General features: G+C 70.5%; 18 protein-coding genes. 12 read left to right on the top strand and 6 right to left on the bottom strand.

Features of this window, described 5'->3' with window-relative positions; all coding sequences use genetic code 11:
• The first annotated feature begins 362 nt into the window (after nucleotides 1-362).
• On the top strand, nucleotides 363-1,358 hold the full coding sequence (locus RNB18_RS50225; protein ID WP_311720825.1) for a TAXI family TRAP transporter solute-binding subunit: 996 nt from the start codon (nucleotides 363-365) through the stop codon (nucleotides 1,356-1,358).
• Here the strand turns inward: RNB18_RS50225 and RNB18_RS50220 are convergent.
• Nucleotides 1,348-2,730, bottom strand: coding sequence for a sensor histidine kinase (locus tag RNB18_RS50220; protein WP_311720824.1), 1,383 nt, complete (start codon nucleotides 2,728-2,730; stop codon nucleotides 1,348-1,350). The genes RNB18_RS50225 and RNB18_RS50220 overlap by 11 nt on opposite strands.
• 1,172 nt (nucleotides 2,731-3,902) lie before the next feature.
• Nucleotides 3,903-4,589: a response regulator transcription factor gene (locus RNB18_RS50215; RefSeq protein ID WP_311720823.1), complete on the bottom strand. Its 687-nt coding sequence runs from the start codon at nucleotides 4,587-4,589 to the stop codon at nucleotides 3,903-3,905.
• A gap of 300 nt (nucleotides 4,590-4,889) precedes the next feature.
• On the opposite strand from RNB18_RS50215, the gene RNB18_RS50210 reads away from it, so the two are divergent.
• From RNB18_RS50210 to RNB18_RS50180, 8 genes are all read left to right on the top strand, one after another.
• The gene (locus RNB18_RS50210) at nucleotides 4,890-5,666 is read left to right on the top strand and encodes an amino acid ABC transporter ATP-binding protein (protein WP_311720822.1); all 777 of its coding nucleotides are present in this window, start codon (nucleotides 4,890-4,892) and stop codon (nucleotides 5,664-5,666) included.
• A 61-nt stretch (nucleotides 5,667-5,727) separates the two neighbouring features.
• Nucleotides 5,728-6,576: a glutamate ABC transporter substrate-binding protein gene (locus tag RNB18_RS50205; protein WP_311720821.1), complete on the top strand. Its 849-nt coding sequence runs from the start codon at nucleotides 5,728-5,730 to the stop codon at nucleotides 6,574-6,576.
• Between the two features lie 99 nt (nucleotides 6,577-6,675).
• On the top strand, nucleotides 6,676-7,344 hold the full coding sequence (locus RNB18_RS50200; RefSeq protein WP_311720820.1) for an amino acid ABC transporter permease: 669 nt from the start codon (nucleotides 6,676-6,678) through the stop codon (nucleotides 7,342-7,344).
• Nucleotides 7,341-8,282, top strand: a complete 942-nt coding sequence (locus tag RNB18_RS50195; RefSeq protein ID WP_311720819.1) for an amino acid ABC transporter permease — start codon at nucleotides 7,341-7,343, stop codon at nucleotides 8,280-8,282. The genes RNB18_RS50200 and RNB18_RS50195 overlap by 4 nt, the downstream gene beginning before the upstream one ends.
• Before the next feature lie 195 nt (nucleotides 8,283-8,477).
• Nucleotides 8,478-10,082, top strand: coding sequence for an FAD-dependent monooxygenase (locus tag RNB18_RS50190; protein WP_311720818.1), 1,605 nt, complete (start codon nucleotides 8,478-8,480; stop codon nucleotides 10,080-10,082).
• A 116-nt stretch (nucleotides 10,083-10,198) separates the two neighbouring features.
• Nucleotides 10,199-10,246: a hypothetical protein gene (locus tag RNB18_RS53975; protein ID WP_309506048.1), complete on the top strand. Its 48-nt coding sequence runs from the start codon at nucleotides 10,199-10,201 to the stop codon at nucleotides 10,244-10,246.
• A gap of 77 nt (nucleotides 10,247-10,323) precedes the next feature.
• Complete coding sequence (locus tag RNB18_RS50185; RefSeq protein WP_394817798.1) at nucleotides 10,324-10,857, top strand: cupin domain-containing protein; 534 nt, start codon at nucleotides 10,324-10,326, stop codon at nucleotides 10,855-10,857.
• Nucleotides 10,854-11,330, top strand: a complete 477-nt coding sequence (locus tag RNB18_RS50180) for a rhodanese-like domain-containing protein (protein WP_311720816.1) — start codon at nucleotides 10,854-10,856, stop codon at nucleotides 11,328-11,330. Before RNB18_RS50185 ends, RNB18_RS50180 begins: the two co-directional genes overlap by 4 nt.
• A gap of 170 nt (nucleotides 11,331-11,500) precedes the next feature.
• Here the strand turns inward: RNB18_RS50180 and recX are convergent, their stop codons facing one another.
• Together recX and recA are read right to left on the bottom strand one after the other, a co-directional pair.
• Nucleotides 11,501-12,475, bottom strand: coding sequence for a recombination regulator RecX (recX, locus tag RNB18_RS50175; protein WP_311720815.1), 975 nt, complete (start codon nucleotides 12,473-12,475; stop codon nucleotides 11,501-11,503).
• A gap of 4 nt (nucleotides 12,476-12,479) precedes the next feature.
• Nucleotides 12,480-13,604, bottom strand: coding sequence for a recombinase RecA (gene recA / locus RNB18_RS50170; protein ID WP_311720814.1), 1,125 nt, complete (start codon nucleotides 13,602-13,604; stop codon nucleotides 12,480-12,482).
• A gap of 506 nt (nucleotides 13,605-14,110) precedes the next feature.
• Between recA and RNB18_RS50165 the strand changes: the two genes are divergently transcribed.
• Together RNB18_RS50165 and RNB18_RS50160 are read left to right on the top strand one after the other, a co-directional pair.
• The gene (locus RNB18_RS50165; protein WP_311720813.1) at nucleotides 14,111-14,341 is read left to right on the top strand and encodes a hypothetical protein; all 231 of its coding nucleotides are present in this window, start codon (nucleotides 14,111-14,113) and stop codon (nucleotides 14,339-14,341) included.
• A complete protein-coding gene (locus RNB18_RS50160) occupies nucleotides 14,341-15,141 on the top strand; it encodes a hypothetical protein (protein ID WP_311720812.1) in 801 nt (266 codons plus the stop codon). The genes RNB18_RS50165 and RNB18_RS50160 overlap by 1 nt, the downstream gene beginning before the upstream one ends.
• Before the next feature lie 11 nt (nucleotides 15,142-15,152).
• Here the strand turns inward: RNB18_RS50160 and RNB18_RS50155 are convergent, their stop codons facing one another.
• A complete protein-coding gene (locus tag RNB18_RS50155; protein WP_311720811.1) occupies nucleotides 15,153-16,412 on the bottom strand; it encodes an AI-2E family transporter in 1,260 nt (419 codons plus the stop codon).
• A 125-nt stretch (nucleotides 16,413-16,537) separates the two neighbouring features.
• On the bottom strand, nucleotides 16,538-16,732 hold the full coding sequence (locus tag RNB18_RS50150) for a DUF3046 domain-containing protein (protein ID WP_311720810.1): 195 nt from the start codon (nucleotides 16,730-16,732) through the stop codon (nucleotides 16,538-16,540).
• 80 nt (nucleotides 16,733-16,812) lie between these two features.
• On the opposite strand from RNB18_RS50150, the gene RNB18_RS50145 reads away from it, so the two are divergent.
• Complete coding sequence (locus RNB18_RS50145) at nucleotides 16,813-17,757, top strand: hypothetical protein (protein ID WP_311720809.1); 945 nt, start codon at nucleotides 16,813-16,815, stop codon at nucleotides 17,755-17,757.
• Nucleotides 17,758-18,186: the final 429 nt, after the last annotated feature.

Below are 18,186 nucleotides of genomic sequence, written 5' to 3'. Positions count from 1 at the left end.
GAACCCGCACAGGCCGCCACAGGCACCCAGGGGCGCGGGGAACTCCGCACAACGCCCGCCCCCACCCAGCCGCACAGGCCGCCGCAGGCAAACCCACCGAACCCGCACAGGCCGCCGCAGGCACCCAGGGGCGCGGGGAACTACGCACAACGCCCGCCCCCACCCAGCCGCACAGGCCGCCGCAGGCAAACCCACCGAACCCGCACAGGCCGCCACAGGCACCCAGGGGCGCGGGGAACTACGCACAACGCCCGCCCCCACCCAGCCGCACAGGCCGCCGCAGGCAAACCCACCGAACCCGCACAGGCCGCCACAGGCACCCACACTGGCCAGTCCCCACACCCCCTGGCAGGATCACCGGCATGCCCAAGCCGTTCCCCCGCCTCAGCCGCCGCCAGGCGCTCCAGACCGCGGCCGCCACAATCGTGGCCCTCGGCCTGCTCCTGTGGTGGCTGCTCCCGCTGGGCGAGGACCCCCCGGCCGGCACGATCACCTTCAGCACGGGCACAAAGGCCGGCGTCTACCAGAAGTACGGCGACCTCCTCCGCAAGGAGATCCGCAAGGACATGCCGGACCTGAAGGTGAAACTGGAGACCAGCGCGGGCTCCCAGGAGAACGTCAGACTCGTGGCGACCGGACAGTCCGACTTCGCCATCGCCGCGGCCGACGCGGTGGAGACCTACCAGCAGAACGGCGACCCCGGCGCCGACCAGCTCCGCGGCGTGGCCCGCCTCTACGACGACTACGTACAGCTCGTCGTCCCCGCCGACTCGGACATCCGCACCCTGGCCGACCTGAAGGGCAAGCGCGTCTCCATCGGCGTCCCCAACTCCGGCGTACGACTGATAGCGGACCGCGTGCTCAACGCCGCCGGCATCGACCCGGACAAGGACATTCAGCCGAGGGCGGAGGGCATCGACACCGGGCCCAAGCTCCTCGGCCACGGCCTGGACGCGTTCTTCTGGTCCGGCGGCCTTCCCACCGACGGCCTGAAGCAGCTGGCCGAACGCTCAGCGTTCCGCTTCGTCCCGATCGAACCCTCCCTCGTGGCGAAGCTGCACGCCGAGGGCGAGCCCACCCGGTACTACCGCGCCACCAACATGCCGGCGTCGGCGTACCCGTCCGTCCAGAACAACAGGACCGTCCCGACGATGGCCGTCTCCAACCTGCTGATCACCCGCAAGGACATGGACCCCGAGCTCACGGAGTGGCTCACCCGGACCGTGATCAAGAGCAGGGACGGCATCGGCCACGACGTCCACTCCGCCCAGCTGGTCGACGTACGCACAGCGATCTACACCGACCCGGTCCCCCTCCACGATGGCGCCCGCCGCTACTACCGCTCGGTCAAACCGTAGGGCGACTACGGGGCACGGAGACGGTCACGACCAGCCCGTGCGGCTCATGGTGGCCGTACGAGATCGCCCCGCCCCCCGCAGCCAGCAGCGCCCGCGAGATGGACAGCCCGAGACCGGACCCCTTGATGTTCTGATGCCGCCCGCTGCGCCAGAACCGGTCGCCGACACGCGCGAGTTCCTCCTCGGTGAGCCCGGGTCCGCGGTCGGCGACGACAACCGTCGAGGTGTCCCCGTCCGCGGCGACCGTGACCTCGACGGTCTCGTCCTTGGGCGTGAACTTGATCGCGTTGTCGATGACCGCGTCGAGGGCGCTGGAGAGGGTGACGGGGTCGGCCCAGGCGGTGGTGGGCGGACAACTCCCCACCAGCCGCACTCCCTTGGCCGTGGCGGTGGGTGTCCAGGCGGCGACCCGTTCGGCGGTGAGCTCCCCGATGTCGGTGATCCTGAGGTCCGCCTCGGTGTGCTCGGCGAGCGCGAGGTCGAGGAGGTCGTCGAGGACCTGGGCCAGCCTCTTGCCCTCCGTCTGCACGGAGGCGATCTCGGTGTTCCCCTCGGGAAGTTCGAAGGCGAGCAGCTCGATACGCAGCAGCAGGGCGGCGAGCGGATTCCTCAACTGGTGGGAGGCGTCGGCGACGAAGGCCCGCTGCTGCTCCAACACGTCCTCGACGTTGTCCGCCATTTCATTGAACGACCGTGCCAGCCGCCTGAGTTCGGGCGGCCCCCCGGCCACCGCCACCCGCGATTTGAGTCGCCCGGTGGCGATGTCGTGGGTGGTGGCGTCGAGGACCCGCACGGGCCTGAGCACCCAGCCGGTCAGCCGCAGTGCGGCGCCGACGGCCAGCAGCATGGCGGCGAGTTCGCCCGCGAAGATGACCAGCCAGCCGTGCAGGATCCGCGAACGCATCGGCCCGGTGGGCGAGTCGGTGACGACGACCGCGACGACGTCACCGTCCCGGATCACCGGCGAGGCGACGACCAGCCGGCCCCGCTGCCAGGGCCAGACCTGCTTGGGGTCCTGGCTTCGGCGGCTGAGCAGCGCCTCGCCGAACGCGTCGCGCACCTCACCCTCCCGGGGGAGGAACCATCCGCGCGGCGCGGTGGCCATGGGCACATCACCGTCGTAGAAGACACCGACACGAATGCCGTAGACCTTGTAGTAGCTGGCGAGTTCACTCTCCAGCGTCTCCAGGCGTTCGTCGGAGGCATCGGTGACGAACTGGGCGAGCGCGGCGAAGTGCGCGGTGTCGTCGATCCTGTCGACGACGACCTTCTGCTGCTGGGCGGAGGCGACACCGATGGCCAGCGGCACGCCCAGGGCCATCAGCACGGCGGCCATGAGGACGATGAGCAGCGGAAGAAGACGTGTACGCACGGCCCCGCCTACGCCCCGCGCCGAAGCCGCGAGCCCCACCACACGCGGGCCCCACTGCGCACGCTTCGACACCGCCGCGCCATGGCCACACGGTCGGCACCTTGGCCCCGGATGCGATCCACGCCAGCCCCCTGCCGCGGCAGGGCCGCACGGCACGCACAGACTTGGACAGCGCCCCGGTTCCGGACAGCAACCACACCCCGCCCCCGCCGCACCGCAACCACACGGCACACGCAGACGGGCGCGGTGCCCCGGTTCCGGATACCACCCAGACCCAGCCCCGGACGGCACGCACAGACTTGGACAGCACCCCGGTTCCGGACAGCAACCACACCCCGCCCCCGCCGCACCGCAACCACACGGCACACGCAGACGGGCACGGCGCCCGGGTTCCGGATATCAGCCACGCCCGGCCTCTGCCGCGTCACCGCCACACGGTCCACGCAGACGGGAACGGCGCCCCGGTTCCGGATACCGCCCACGCCCCGGCACCGCGAGACACTCTCGCCCGAACCGCCCCAGGCACCCGCGCCGAGCCGCCCAAGGCCGCCACCGAACACGTGGGCACCCTCGCCGCCGCACTCACCCGCGCCCACAGACACCGTCCCTCTCCTGCCTTGAATCCCTCACCCCGAGCCTCGCACAGCTCCGCGTCCCGCACCCCCATCCACAGCCTTCACTGCCGCCACTCAGCCACACCTTCACGCGGAGCCGTCACCGCGACGCCTCACGTCAGCCGTACTCCCCTCGACCCGTCCCTCGCGCCAGGTCGTACCCCGTTCTCGGCCCGCCCCTCCCCCCAGGTCATGCCCCCCACATCGCCCCGCCCCTCATCCCAGACCGTGTGCTCGACCCTCGACCCGCCCCTCATCCCAGACCGTGCGCCCGACCCTCGACCCAGCTCACACCCCGGACCTCAGCCGAAGCCTTCACCCAGGCCCCCACGCCAGACCACCGGCCGAAGCCTCACCCCAGCCCGGCCTCGCACCCCGCACCTTCACCCCAACGCCCCAACGCCCCAACGCCCCAACGCCCCAACGCCCCAACCAGGCCTTCCCATCGCACCCTCGCCCCAGCCCACCCACGCCGTCGCATCGCACTCCCGAGGCCCAACCCTTCGCGCCCCGAGCCACCGCTCCCAACCGCGCCGCGAACCCCCGGAGCCCAACCCCTCACACCCCCGGCGCCACCAACCGGTACCCCACTCCCCGCACCGTCTCGATCAGCGCCGGCATCCGCAGCTTCGCGCGCAGGGACGCCACATGTACCTCCAGCGTGCGACCGGTCCCCTCCCAGCTGGTGCGCCAGACCTCGCTGATGATCTGCTCGCGCCGGAAGACCACACCGGGCCGCTGGGCGAGCAGCGCCAGGAGGTCGAACTCCTTGCGGGTGAGCTGAACGACCGTGCCGTCGACGGTGACCTGACGGGTCGGCAGTTCGATGCGCACGGCGCCGAGAACCAGCGCGGCATCCCCGCCGCCCGACGCGTCCTCGTGGACGGTGCGCCGGCTGACGGCGTGGATGCGGGCGAGCAACTCCCCGGTGTCGTACGGCTTGACCACGTAGTCGTCGGCGCCGAGGTTGAGACCGTGGATGCGGGAGCGCACGTCGGAGCGGGCGGTGACCATGATCACCGGAGTGCTGGTGCGCTTGCGGATCTTGCCGCACACCTCGTAGCCGTCCTGGTCGGGCAGTCCGAGGTCCAGGAGCACGACGCCGAAGCCGTCCACCTCCGGCACGAGCGCCTGGAGGGCCTCCTCGCCGCTGCGGGCGTGCGTGACGTCGAAACCGTGCCGGGCGAGCACCGCGGACAGCGCGGCGGCCACGTGGTTGTCGTCCTCGACGAGGAGAAGTCTCACCCCGGCCCCCTTTGGTCCATCGGACGTACCATCTGAATATGTAGCGAACAGGTACAAATGTGCGTACGCACACGCGCGTGCGCACCGTGCAGTCATGCTGATGGATGAGGACGGCGTCAAGAGGGTTCCGGTTGCACCGCGGTTCCGTTACCCGGCCGGTATGCGCACTGTCGCAAGTGCTACGACACGTGTCCGATTGCTATCGGATCGTGATGCTCAGATTCCCCTCAATACTAATGACGCTGGTCGCATGGGGTAACTACTGTCCTCCGAAACCGAGGAGGACGGAGCCAGAGAGCGATGACCGAAGTATCGGTGGCCAAGGAAGATGTGGCCGGGACCGGCGAACTGGTCGTCCTGAAGAGCGTCAACAAGCACTTCGGCGCGTTGCACGTACTCCAGGACATCGACCTGACGATCGCCCGCGGCGAGGTCGTCGTGGTCATCGGACCCTCCGGGTCCGGCAAGTCCACCCTGTGCCGCACCATCAACCGCCTGGAGACGATCGACACGGGTTCGATCGCCATCGACGGCAAGCCGCTGCCCCAGGAGGGCAAGGAACTGGCCCGGCTGCGCGCCGACGTCGGAATGGTCTTCCAGTCCTTCAACCTCTTCGCGCACAAGACCGTGCTCGAGAACGTGATGCTGGGCCAGATCAAGGTCCGCAAGGCCGACAAGAAGCAGGCCGAGGAGAAGGCGCGCGCCCTGCTCGACCGGGTCGGCATCACCACACAGGCGGACAAGTACCCCGCCCAGCTGTCCGGCGGTCAGCAGCAGCGTGTCGCCATCGCCCGTGCCCTGGCGATGGACCCCAAGGTCATGCTCTTCGACGAGCCCACGTCGGCGCTCGACCCTGAGATGATCAACGAGGTGCTGGAGGTCATGCAGCAGCTCGCCCGCGACGGCATGACAATGATCGTCGTCACGCACGAAATGGGTTTCGCACGATCGGCTGCAAACCGCGTGGTGTTCATGGCGGACGGACGGATCGTCGAGGAGGCTGCGCCCGACCAGTTCTTCAGCAATCCGCGCAGCGACCGTGCCAAGGACTTCCTGTCGAAGATCCTGCACCACTGACGTGCCACCCGGATCGACCACCGACGGCTCTCATCTCTTCACCACCCAAAGGATGTTCACCATGAAGCTCCGCAAGGTCACCGCCGCCTCGGCCGCCGTTCTCGCCCTCGCCCTGTCCGCGACCGCCTGCGGCGGCGACAGCAAGGACGACAGCTCCGGCTCGGGTTCCAGCGGCGGTGGCGGCAAGATCAAGATCGGTATCAAGTACGACCAGCCCGGCCTCGGTCTGAAGGAGCCCGACGGCTCCTTCTCCGGTTTCGACGTGGACGTGGCGACGTACGTGGCCAAGCAGCTCGGTTACGAGCCCAATCAGATCGAGTTCGTCGAGACCAAGAGCGCCGACCGTGAGAACGCGCTCGCCCGTGACGACGTGAAGATCATCGCGGCCACCTACTCGATCAACGACGAGCGCAAGAAGAAGGTCGACTTCGCCGGCCCGTACCTGCTGGCCCACCAGGACCTGCTGGTCAAGAAGGACTCCAAGATCAGCGAGGCCACGGACCTCAACGGCGAGAAGCTGTGTTCCGTGACCGGCTCCACCTCGGCGCAGAACGTCCACGACGACTTCGCCCCGAAGGCCCAGCTGCGCGAGTACTCCGGCTACTCGGAGTGCATCGCCGGCCTGCAGAGCGGCGCCGTCGACGCGGTGACCACGGACGACTCGATCCTCGCGGGCTTCGCGGCCCAGGACAAGTACAAGGGCCAGTTCAAGCTCGCCGGCCTCAAGCTGAGCAACGAGAACTACGGCATCGGTGTGAAGAAGGGCGACACCGCGACCCTGAACAAGGTCAACGCCGCCCTGGAGAAGATGGTCAGCGACGGCTCCTGGCAGAAGGCGGTCGACGACAACTTCGGCCCCGCCGGCTACAAGAACGAGCCCGCCCCGAAGGTCGGCGTCATCGTCAAGTAACGCAGGGATCCACCGGCGCGCCGCCGCCCGCCGCGCTCAGGGCGGCGGCGCGCCGCGCCCCCTCCACCCACGGCCACACACCCGGAAGCGCGGGAGATCGTGTTCGACTTTCTTGAAGGTTACGACGTCCTCGGGGCGTTCTGGATGACGGTGAAACTCACCGCCCTCTCCGCCGTCGGCTCCCTGATCTGGGGCACCGTGCTGGCCGCGATGCGGGTCAGCCCGGTCCCACTGATGCGCGGATTCGGCACCGCCTACGTCAACATCGTCCGGAACATCCCCCTGACCGTCATCATCGTCTTCACCTCGCTCGGCCTCGCCGACATCTTCGGTGTGACGATGGGCGCGTCCGACGACTTCAAGGTCCAGGGCTTCCGGCTGGCGGTGCTCGGATTCGTCGCCTACACCGCGTCCTTCGTCTGCGAGGCGATCCGCTCCGGCATCAACACGGTGCCGCTCGGCCAGGCAGAGGCAGCCCGCGCGATCGGGCTGAACTTCAGCCAGACCCTGCGTCTCATCGTGCTGCCGCAGGCGTTCCGCTCGGTCATCGGGCCGCTGGCCAACGTGCTGATCGCGCTGACCAAGAACACCACCGTGGCGGCCGCGATCGGCGTGGCCGAGGCCGCGTATCTGATGAAGGAAATGATCGAGAACGAGGCCGAGACGCTGCTCATCGGCGCGGTCTTCGCCCTCGGTTTCGTGGTCCTGACCCTGCCGACCGGTCTGCTCCTCGGCTGGCTCAGCAAGCGCCTGGCGGTGAAGCGATGAGCTCGGTCCTCTACGACACTCCCGGCCCCCGCGCCAAGCGGCGCAACGTCCTCCTGTCGGTCGTCTTCACCGTTCTCCTCGCCCTCGTCCTGTGGTGGGTGTGGCAGACGATGGACGACAAGGGCCAGCTGAAGTGGAGCCTCTGGGAGCCCTTCACCACCAGCGAGGCCTGGACGACGTATCTACTGCCCGGTCTCGGTGACACCCTCAAGGCCGCGGCCATCTCCATGGTGATCGCCCTTCCACTGGGCGCGGTCTTCGGTATCGCCCGCATGTCCGAGCACGCCTGGGTACGGGGCGTGGCCGGCACGGTGGTCGAGTTCTTCCGGGCGATCCCGGTCCTGCTGCTGATGCTGTTCGCCAACGAGTTCTACGTCCGCTCCACGGACGTCTCCAGCGAACAGCGGCCCCTGTACGCCGTCGTCACCGGCCTGGTGCTCTACAACGCCTCGGTGCTCGCCGAGATCGTCCGCGCCGGTATTCTCTCGCTGCCCAAGGGACAGACGGAGGCGGCCTACGCGGTCGGCCTGCGCAAGGGCCAGACGATGACCAGCGTCCTGCTCCCGCAGGCGGTCACCGCGATGCTGCCGGCCATCGTCAGCCAGCTGGTCGTCATCGTGAAGGACACCGCGCTGGGCGGTGTGATGCTGGGCTTCACCGAGCTGCTCAACTCGCGCAGCACGCTGGCGGCCAACTACGCCAACGTCATCCCGAGCTTCATCGTCGTCGGCATCATCTACATCATCCTGAACTTCCTCCTCACCAGCTTCGCGGGCTGGCTGGAGCAGAGGCTGCGGCGCAGCAAGAAGAGCACGGGCGCGGTTCTCGGCGAGGACACGGTGGAGGTCAACCCGGCAGCGGTGGGCGGCACCTTCGGGACCGGTGGCGAGGGCGGCGGCCCGAGCGGATTCACCTTCACCGACAAGCCGCCCCGATGATCTGATGCGCAGTCAAGTGGCGTGACCCGTCCGCGCAGACGACACGGAGGGCAGTGGCATGATCGCCACTGCCCTCCGTCACTTGACGCAAGCACCGGCAATGGGTTGCATACGTTCTGTGATCGTGCACCCTGCCCCAACCTCCTGTTCTCATACATCTCCCGGCATTCCGCTGCGGGCAGGGGGCGCCGCGCCGTGGACCCGGTGATCATCGTCGGAGCGGGGCCCGTCGGGCTCACGCTCGCCCTGGCGCTGGCGCGTCAGGAGGTCCCCTCCGTGGTCCTCGACGAGGGTCCCGGCAAGGATGAACCCCGCCTGGCCCGGACTGCCGTACTGCACGAGGACACCGCCGCACTCATGTCGCGGCTGACCGGAGTGCCGGTCGCCGAGCTCGGTGTGCACTGGGCCGGATGGCGGTCGATGCGTCGCAAGCAGGTGATGCGCGAGGTCGACTTCGAGGACGCCGGAGATGCCCCCCTGCACCTCGCGCAGCACGTCCTGACCGGCGCCCTGCGCGCCGCCCTGGCCGAGCAGGGCCTGGTCAAGCTCATCACCGACAGCCGTCTCGACACGATCGAGCAGGAGCCCTCGGGCGTCACCGCCCACACCCGCGGTCCCAAAGGCACCTGGTGGCGCGGCAGTTACCTGGTCGGCTGCGACGGCGCGCGTTCCACCGTGCGCAAGCTCGAGGACATCCGCTTCCCGGGCCGTACGGCGGTCGAGCGCCACGCGGTCGCCGCCCTGCGCGCTGAACTCCCCTGGGAGGACCGGGCGTTGCTGCACCGGATGCCGCCGTGGCGGACGTCCGGCCCGTCCGCCGGGGAGATCACCGCCCGCCCGCTCCCCGAGGGCGTGTGGCGCCTGGACTGGCTGCTGCCGCCGGGCAAGGACCTGGTCACCCCCGAACTCCTTGTGGCCCGCGTCCGGGAGACCCTGGCCGGCTGGACGGGCGGCTCGACACCGCCGTACGAACTCCTCGACACCGGAGTCCACACCGTGCACCACCGGCTGGCCCGCCGCTGGCGCGCCGGCCGGGTCTTTCTCGCCGGGGACGCGGCGCACTGCCTCGGGGCGCTCGGCACGCAGGGTCTCGACGTGGGCCTCCAGGACGCCGACAACCTCGCCTGGAAGCTCGCCCTGGCCTGGCACCACGGGTCGCATGAGGCGCTTCTCGACAGCTACCAGACCGAGCGGCGCGCGGTCGTCGCCGGACGGCTGCGCGCCGCCGACCAGGCGCTACCGCTGCTGCGTGGCGGCGGGGGGCTGCGCGCCGTCGTCCCCGGCTCGGCCCGCGGGCACGACGCCCTGCTCACGGACGGTCACCTGGGGCGCGGCCCGCTCGGCGCGCCGGGGGCGTACGCCGACTCGCCCCTCGCACCCCGGCACCTCGAAGGGGAGGTGCCCGTCGACACCCTGCCGGGGTCCACGGTCGCGGATGTGCGGGTCACCGCGGAGGACGGCTCGTTCGTACGGCTGCGCGAGCGCCTGGGCCGCGGCGCACTGCTGGTCGTACTGGTCGCGCCGGGCACCGGAGTGTGGGAGCGCAAGCACTGGGTGACCGCCGGAATCATGCCCCGCCTGGCCGCGTCGGTGACCGCGCTGCCCCACCACGCCGAGCTCCTGGTCGCCGAGGAGTACCCGGGTGCGGCCCCGCACACGGTCCTTCTCGTACGGCCGGACGGTCACCTCGTCACAGCGCTGAGCGGAGTCCGCCCGGCCGACCTGTACTCGGCGGCCGAGACGGTGCTCGGCGGGCCGCCGGCGAAGGCCGAGGCGAGCGCGGGGGCCGGCTCGCGCTGACGTGCTCACCGTCACTGTGCGTCCACATAGTGACGGTGAGTTGAAACGCTCCGGGCCCTCATGGTGTACTCCGGATCGTGACCGACACCTGTGTGCGCCTGTGGCGGAGGGTCCATATGGACCTCGTCCGCTATGCGGGCTGCGTGTGTCGTCCGTCCTGCTGAATTCGCCTCTTCAACTTCCCCGCGTGCCGTGTCTGTGCGACGGCGCGCTCTCGCGAACTCTTCTCAGGACGGTGTCCGTGTCTGCCTCCCCCGCATTCCCCCCGGTGTCCTCCGTCGCGCCGCCCACCCAGGCCGACCTCCTCGACTTCGTACGGCGCACCGCCGCCGACGCCGAGCTGATCGAATCGCTCCCCCTCGACCCGGAGGGCCGCACCTGGGTGCGCCTGGAGGGGCCCGGCGGCAGCGAGGCCTGGCTGATCGGCTGGCCGCCCGGCACCGGCACCGGCTGGCACGACCACGCCGAGTCGGTCGGCGCCTTCACCATCGCCGCCGGAGAGCTCAAGGAGAACTCCCTCGCCGCCCGGCTGCCCGCCGACGGCTGGAAGACCCTCGAACTCTCCGAGGACGTGGACCGCGAGCGACGGCTGCCGGCCGGCAAGGGCCGCTCGTTCGGGCAGCACCACGTCCACGAGGTCCTCAACGAGTCCACCGAGGTCCACGCGGTCTCCGTGCACGCCTACTACCCGCCCCTCCCCCAGATCCGCCGCTACAGCCGCACGGGCCAGATCCTCCGGCTGGAGCACGTGGAGCGGCCGGAGGACTGGCAGTGAGCGCCCAGCCTGTCGGTCGTACGGCCGAACAGGCGCCCGGCATCGACGAGGTGCTGGAGCGGGTGCGCGCGGGCTACGAGCGGATCGGAGCCCAGGAGGCGTACGACGCCGCCCGGGCCGGTGAGGCCCTGCTGGTGGACATCCGTTACGCGGCCCTGCGCGAGCACGACGGGCTGATCCCGGGTGCCCTGGTCGTCGAGCGCAACGAACTGGAGTGGCGCCTCGACCCGCGGGGCAGCCACCGCCTCCCCGAGGCCACGGACCACGATCTGCGGGTCGTGGTGGTGTGCGACGAGGGGTACGCCTCCAGCCTGGCGGCGGAGTCCCTGCACCGACTGGGGCTGCGCCGGGCCACGGATCTGGTCGGCGGTTTCCAGGCCTGGCGGGCGGCGGGGCTGCCGGTCACCGCGCGGGCCGACGGGACGGCGGCTCCTGGACTGCCGGGACGTCAGCCGATACCGGGCGGGCAGTAGAGCGGGGCCGTGTCCGCGGTCCCCTCGGTGACCAAGGGCTGTTTGCGAACTTGTCGATGTCCTCGTCGCGCAGCGGGGCGACGGTGCCGGTGACGGCCCGCTCTCCCTGCTGCCCGTCGGGGAAACCCGGTCCTGGCCGGCCGGTGATACTTCGGGGAAACTCCCCCGCGTCAGAACCCCTCGTCGCCGAGGAACTCCGTCTCCTCGCCCTCCTCCTCCAGCGCCTGGCGGACCACCCGCAGGGCCATGCCCTCGGAGTAGCCCTTGCGGGCGAGCATGCCGGCGAGGCGGCGCAGGCGCTTGTCGCGGTCGAGGCCGCGCGTCGCGCGCAGCTTGCGGTCGACGAGTTCGCGGGCCGTCGCCTCCTCCTGGTCGGAGTCGAGCTGCGAGACGGCCGCGTCGATCAGCGTGGAGTCGACGCCCTTGGTCCGCAGTTCCTGGGCGAGCGCCCGCCGGGCGAGTCCCCGGCCGTGGTGCCGGGACTCCACCCAGGCATCCGCGAACGCGCTGTCGTTGATCAGTCCGACCTCCTCGAACCGCGACAGCACCTCCTCGGCGGCGTCGTCCGGGATCTCCCGCTTGCGCAGGGCGTCGGCGAGCTGCTTCCGCGTGCGCGGGGTCCCGGTGAGCAGGCGCAGGCAGATCGCCCGCGCCCGCTCCACCGGGTCCGCCGGAGGCTCCCCCTTCTCGGCCCTCGACAAGGAGGGGCCGCCTCCGTCCTCGCCGGGCGACTCCCCGAAGCCGCGGCGACGCTGTCGACGCCCACGGGAACCGCCCGGGGCTTGACCGCCTCGACGCGAGCTCCGGCCGAACGCCCCGGAACCACGCGCCGCCCCGTCACCGGACTCGTCGCTGCTCGGCCCACCATCGCCGTACGTCCCGCCGAGGTGGGACCGACCGGCGCCGTACGCCAGGTCGTGGCCGCCCGTCCCCTCGACGCCGTACGCCGCCGCGCGGCCGAATCCCCCGTCCGCGCCGCCCGTCGGCTCATCGCCGGTCCGCCCCATGCCGTACGACACCGAGCGGCCGTGTCCCCCGTCCGCACCGTCCCTGCCGCCGCCCGGCCCGGCAGAACCCCCGCCGCCCTTTCCGCTCCACCCTCGCGGAGCGTCCTCGTACTCGGCCCAGTCGGTTCGCCGTGTCACAGGATCAGCTCTTGGCGGCCGGAGCCTTGGCCTTCGTCGCCTTCGCAGCCGCCGAAGCCGGCGCCTTCGCGGCATCGTCGGCGGCAGCGGACACCGCGGCGTCCGCACCCGGCTCGACGGTCGGCTCCTGGGGCCGCACGCCGACGCCCAGCTTCTCCTTGATCTTCTTCTCGATCTCGTTGGCGAGGTCGGGGTTGTCCTTCAGGAAGTTGCGCGCGTTCTCCTTGCCCTGGCCGAGCTGGTCACCCTCGTACGTGTACCAGGCACCTGCCTTGCGGACGAAGCCGTTCTCCACGCCCATGTCGATCAGTCCGCCCTCACGGCTGATGCCCTGCCCGTAGAGGATGTCGAACTCGGCCTGCTTGAAGGGCGGCGCGACCTTGTTCTTGACGACCTTGACGCGGGTGCGGTTGCCGACCGCGTCCGTGCCGTCCTTCAGGGTCTCGATGCGACGGATGTCGAGCCGCACCGAGGCGTAGAACTTCAGCGCCCGGCCACCGGTCGTGGTCTCCGGGGAGCCGAACATCACGCCGATCTTCTCGCGGAGCTGGTTGATGAAGATCGCGGTGGTCTTGGACTGGTTGAGCGCGCTGGTGATCTTCCGCAGGGCCTGGCTCATCAGACGGGCCTGCAGACCGACGTGGCTGTCGCCCATCTCGCCCTCGATCTCCGCGCGCGGGACGAGCGCGGCGACGGAGTCGATGACGATGAGGTCGAGGGCGCCGGAGCGGACCAGCATGTCCACGATCTCCAGAGCCTGCTCGCCGTTGTCCGGCTGGGAGAGGATCAGGTTGTCGATGTCGACGCCGAGCTTCTTCGCGTACTCGGGGTCGAGGGCGTGCTCCGCGTCCACGAAGGCCACCTGGCCGCCGGCCTTCTGGGCGTTGGCCACCGCGTGCAGTGTCAGGGTCGTCTTACCGGAGGACTCCGGTCCGTACACCTCCACCACCCGGCCACGCGGCAGGCCGCCGACGCCGAGGGCGACGTCGAGTGCGGTCGACCCGGTGGGGATGACCTCGATGGGCTCGTTCGGCCGCTCGCCCAGGCGCATCACGGCACCCTTGCCGAACTGCCGTTCAATCTGTGCGAGCGCGGCGTCGAGCGCCTTCTCGCGGTCGGTTCCTGCCATGGGTTCCACCCGATTTGCTTGAGTCGATCGCTTCACGTCAAAGACGCTAACGCCTGCCACTGACAATGCGTCCCGACGCCCGTCCAGCCTGTGGATAACTAGGGCGCTTCTCCATGCAAACCATGCCGAAACGCCCGCCGTTGACTTCGCCGGAACTTCCATAAGAATGGATGTTCGATTTTCGTGTCAAGCGCACCACACGGCACCCGAGCCACTTCCTACGGCACGCTCCGACCGGCTTCCTCCGCCGCGCTCCGGCTACTTCCCGCGGCGTACTTCAGGTGTCTTCGGCGGTACGACGACCGGGCGGGCCGTTCTCGCGAGTCTGGTGCCATGGAGACCACGAGGAGCACCCCGGAGACCACCCGGAACGACACCGGCACGGCACGTTCCCCCGCCGTCGTCGCGACCCTGTCCGCACTGCTCTTGCCGGCCGCGTCCATCGCCGGTCAGATCGCGCCGGAGCGGACTATCCCATTGTCCCGCCCGGACTCGTCATCCCGCTCGTGGCGGCGGCCCTGCTGGTCTGGCGCACGAACCGATGGACGACCGGGCTCGCCCTCGGTGTGGGCCTGTTCATCGGCACGGGCGCGATCCTGACCCCGAACACCGGCGACCACCTCTCCTCGGGGGACACCGCGCTCATCGCCTCGACCTCAGCCGAACTCGTCGCCCTCGCCACCCTGGTGCTCGCCGGGGCCACGGCCACCCTGGCCCGGAAGGGAACACGGCGCTGATGGACCCGGTCCCGACGGAAGCGCCCGCGGTGCCGACACGAACCTCGGCGCCGCGGGCCGGCGGTGCACGCCGCGTGGAGCGTCTCTGCCACGCCACCGGTGTCCTCCTGGTCCTCTCCGGGCTCGCGCACCTGGTGGTGTTCGCCGTGGACGGCGGCCCCTGGGACGGGCCGGTCTCCTGGCGCAAGCCGGTGACGTTCGGGGTGTCCTTCGGGGTGACCCTGATCGCGGTCGCCTGGGTCACGTCGTATCTGCGCGTCGGCACCCGGCTGCGCACCCTGCTGCTCACGGTCTTCGCGGCCGACTGTGCGGTGGAGGTCGGCGGCATCACCCTCCAGGCGTGGCGCGGGGTGCCCTCGCACCTCGACATGGCGACACCCTTCGACACTGCGGTGTCCATGACGCTCGCGGTGGGCGGCGGCGTCCTGGTGGTGCTGCTGACGGTGTTCGCGGTCGTCTCCTTCCGCCACCGGCCCTCGGGCCCGGCGGGGATGGACCTCGCGGTGCGGTCCGGGTTCGCGATCCTGCTCGTCGCGCTCGCCTCGGGTGCCGCGATGATCGCGCGCGGTGTCGTCCTCACCCGCACCGGCCACCAGGAGGCGGCCTACCACTCGACCGCCCCGCTCAAGCCGCTGCACGGCGTGAGCCTGCACGCGGTCCTGGTCCTGCCCGCACTGGCCTGGCTGCTGTCCCGCACGCCCTGGAGCGAACCGCTGCGGCGACGGATCCTGTCCGCGGCGATCGGCTCCTACGTCACTGCCGTCGTCGGCGCCGGGGTGTGGGCCGCCCTCGCGTACTGAACCCGGCGCCCTCAGGACGAGTTGTCACCGTCGCCGGATTCCTGCGTTCCCGGCCGCCGCCGCTCCCACAGCGCACGCACGCGCGTGACCGGTGAGGGCCCCTCGCCCCGCTTCCGGTGCCCGTGGACGCGAGGGTCGTCGGTGACGGCGTACCGCTTCACGTACGCCCCCAGGAACGCCTGCAGCGTGGCGACCGCCGGGATGGCGATCAGGGCGCCGACCGCGCCGAGGAGGGCGGTGCCCGCGATGACCGAGCCGAAGGCGACCGCGGGGTGGATGTCGACGGTCTTCGAGGTCAGCTTGGGCTGCAGCACGTAGTTCTCGAACTGCTGGTAGATCACTACGAAGATCAGCACCCACAGCGCGTACCAGGGATTGACCGTGAAGGCGATCAGCATGGGCAAGGCGCCCGCGAGATAGGTGCCGATGGTCGGGATGAACTGCGAGACCAGGCCGACCCAGACGGCGAGCACGGGCGCGTACGGCACGTCCAGGGCCTGGAGCAGGACGAAGTGCGCGACTCCGGAGACGAGGGCCATCAGACCGCGCGAGTAGATGTAGCCGCCGGTCTTGTCCACGGCGATCTCCCAGGCGCGCAGCACCTCGGTCTGGCGGGCGGGCGGCAGGACGGAGCAGATCGCGCGGCGCAGCCGCGGGCCGTCCGCGGCGAAGTAGAACGAGAACAGCGCGACCGTCAGCAACTGGAAGAGGCCGCCGAGGACCTGGGCGGAGACGTCCAGGACGCCCGTGGCGCTGTTCTGCACGTAGTTGCGCAGCCAGTCGGAGCGCAGCAGCCCCTCCTGGACGTCCACCCGCTTCAGATCGGTGTGGAAGTGCCCGTTGATCCAGGCGATGACGGAGTCGAGGTAGTCCGGGAAGTCCTCGACGATCTTGATGATCTGGCCCGCGAGCATGGAACCGAGCAGCGTGACGAAGCCGGCGGCCACGATCAGCACCGCGAAGAAGACGAAGAAGGCCGCGAGCCCCCTGCGCATGCCGCGCGCCGCCATCTTGCTCACCGCGGGTTCGATGGCCAGGGCCAGGAAGAACGCGATGAGAATGTTGGTCAGCAGGCCTATCAGCTGGTGGAAGGCCCAGCTGCCGAGTTGGAACACGGCGATGAGGGCGAGCGCGAGCACCATGGCGCGCGGTAGCCAGCGCGGCATGCGGGCGTTCGGCCCGGCGCCGTCGGCCGGGGGCCGGGTGGGCGGCGTCGTGCCGAGCGGAGATGCGTGCTGGGCTGCCTGCCCGGACTCGTCTGTGGGTGCCACGGAGCAAGTCTCACCCACGCGACTGACAATCGGCTGCTGTCCTGCGATCTTCGTGACCGGTCAGTGCCTCTTTCGTGAGATGTTCACGCCCGGTCGGCACTTCTCCTCCGAATGTCCACGCGGTCTCAGTGCCGCTCGCCCGGAACGTTCATGACGGTGCAGACCACACGCCAGACGTCCTTGGCGTCCCAGCCGTTGTCCAGCGCCTCGTGCACCGTGCGCCCGCCAAGCTCCGTCATCACGTGATCGCGCGCGAAGGTGTCGGCGTACCCCGGACCGAAGTGTTCCGCCATCCGCTGCCAGAAGACCGTCAACCGCATGACTCCAGTATCCCGCCCCTGAGGGTGGGCCTCGGCCGGGGCCGCCTGCCGAGACCGCTTTCCGCCCTACGGTCTGACGCATGCCCGAAACAGGAGCTTCCCCACTCCCCCAGACGCCACCGGCGCACTCCCCGCTCTTCCGCGCCGAGCACCTCGTCTGGCTCACCGCGCGTGTGCTGGAACAGCGTCTGTTCGCGTACCACTTCCTGAACGCCGGCCCCGATCCGGTGGAGACGGCGCTGGAGGCCTACCGCAACGCGGACGGCGGGTACGGTCACGCGCTGGAGCCCGATCTGCGTGGCCCGGTCAGCCAGCCCCTGCACACCGGTCACGCCCTGCGGGTCCTGGACGCCGTCGGACGTTGCGGCGGACAGCGCGTGGAGCGTGTGTGCCGTTATCTCACCTCCGTGTCGACCCCGGACGGTGCCCTCCCGGCGGTCACTCCCGCCCAGCGCGGCTATCCGACGGCCCCCTCCCTGCCGGTCGTGGACGGCCCGCCGAGCGATCTGCTCACCACCGGTCCCGTGGTCGGTCTGCTGCACCGCAACGACGTGTGGCACGCCTGGCTGTTCCGGGCCACGGACTTCTGCTGGCAGGCGGTGGAGTCCCTCCAGGTGTCCCACCCGTACGAGATCCAGGCCGCCGTGACCTTCCTGGACTCCGTCCCCGACCGCCAGCGCGCGGAGGCGACCGCCGACCGCCTCGGCCGACTGGTGCGCGAGCAACGTCTGGCCGCCCTGGACCCCTCGAACCTCGACGCGTTCCCCGTCTCCCCCGGCTACGACCCGGGCGAGCACCACTTCCCGCACGACTACGCGAAGACGCCGGGCTCCCTCGCGCGCGCGTGGTTCACGGACGCCGAGATGTCCCGTTCGCTGGACCACCTCACGGCCGAGCAGCAGGAGGACGGCGGCTGGCCGATCCGCCGTCGCCTGTGGGCGCCGTCCACGGCCCTCGAAGCGCGCCCCATGGTGACGATCGAGGCCCTGCGCACATTGCGGGCATACGGCCGCGAAGTGGGCTGAGCCGCTACGACGGCTGCACCCACACGCGCGTGACGGCGGCCTCTCCTCGTCCCTACGCTCCGAACCTCCGCCGTCACGCCCCGCGGGCCTGCGCACCCGCCGTCACACCCTGATGGCCCGACCTCCGCCGGCCTGCGACCCCGCCCTCTCTCCCCGATGGCCTGCAACTCCGCCGTCCCACCTGATGGCCCGACCTCCGCCGTCACGCCTCCATGGCCTCCCCACCCGCCGTCACACCCCGACAGCCCACCCCCACGTCAGGCCCCAACATCCCGCGCCCCCGCCTTCACACCCCGATGACCCGACCTCCGCCAGCACACCCGCATGGCCCGAAGCCCCGCCTTTCACGCCCCCATGGCTCACACCCCCGCCCTCACGCCCCCATGGCCTCCGCACCCCCCGTCACGCCCCCCCCACCCCCCCCCCCCC

This window comes from Streptomyces doebereineriae, assembly GCF_031845645.1.
GTDB classification, from domain to species: Bacteria; Actinomycetota; Actinomycetes; order Streptomycetales; family Streptomycetaceae; genus Streptomyces; species Streptomyces canus.
This window is presented reverse-complemented; position numbering and strand designations above follow the sequence as displayed.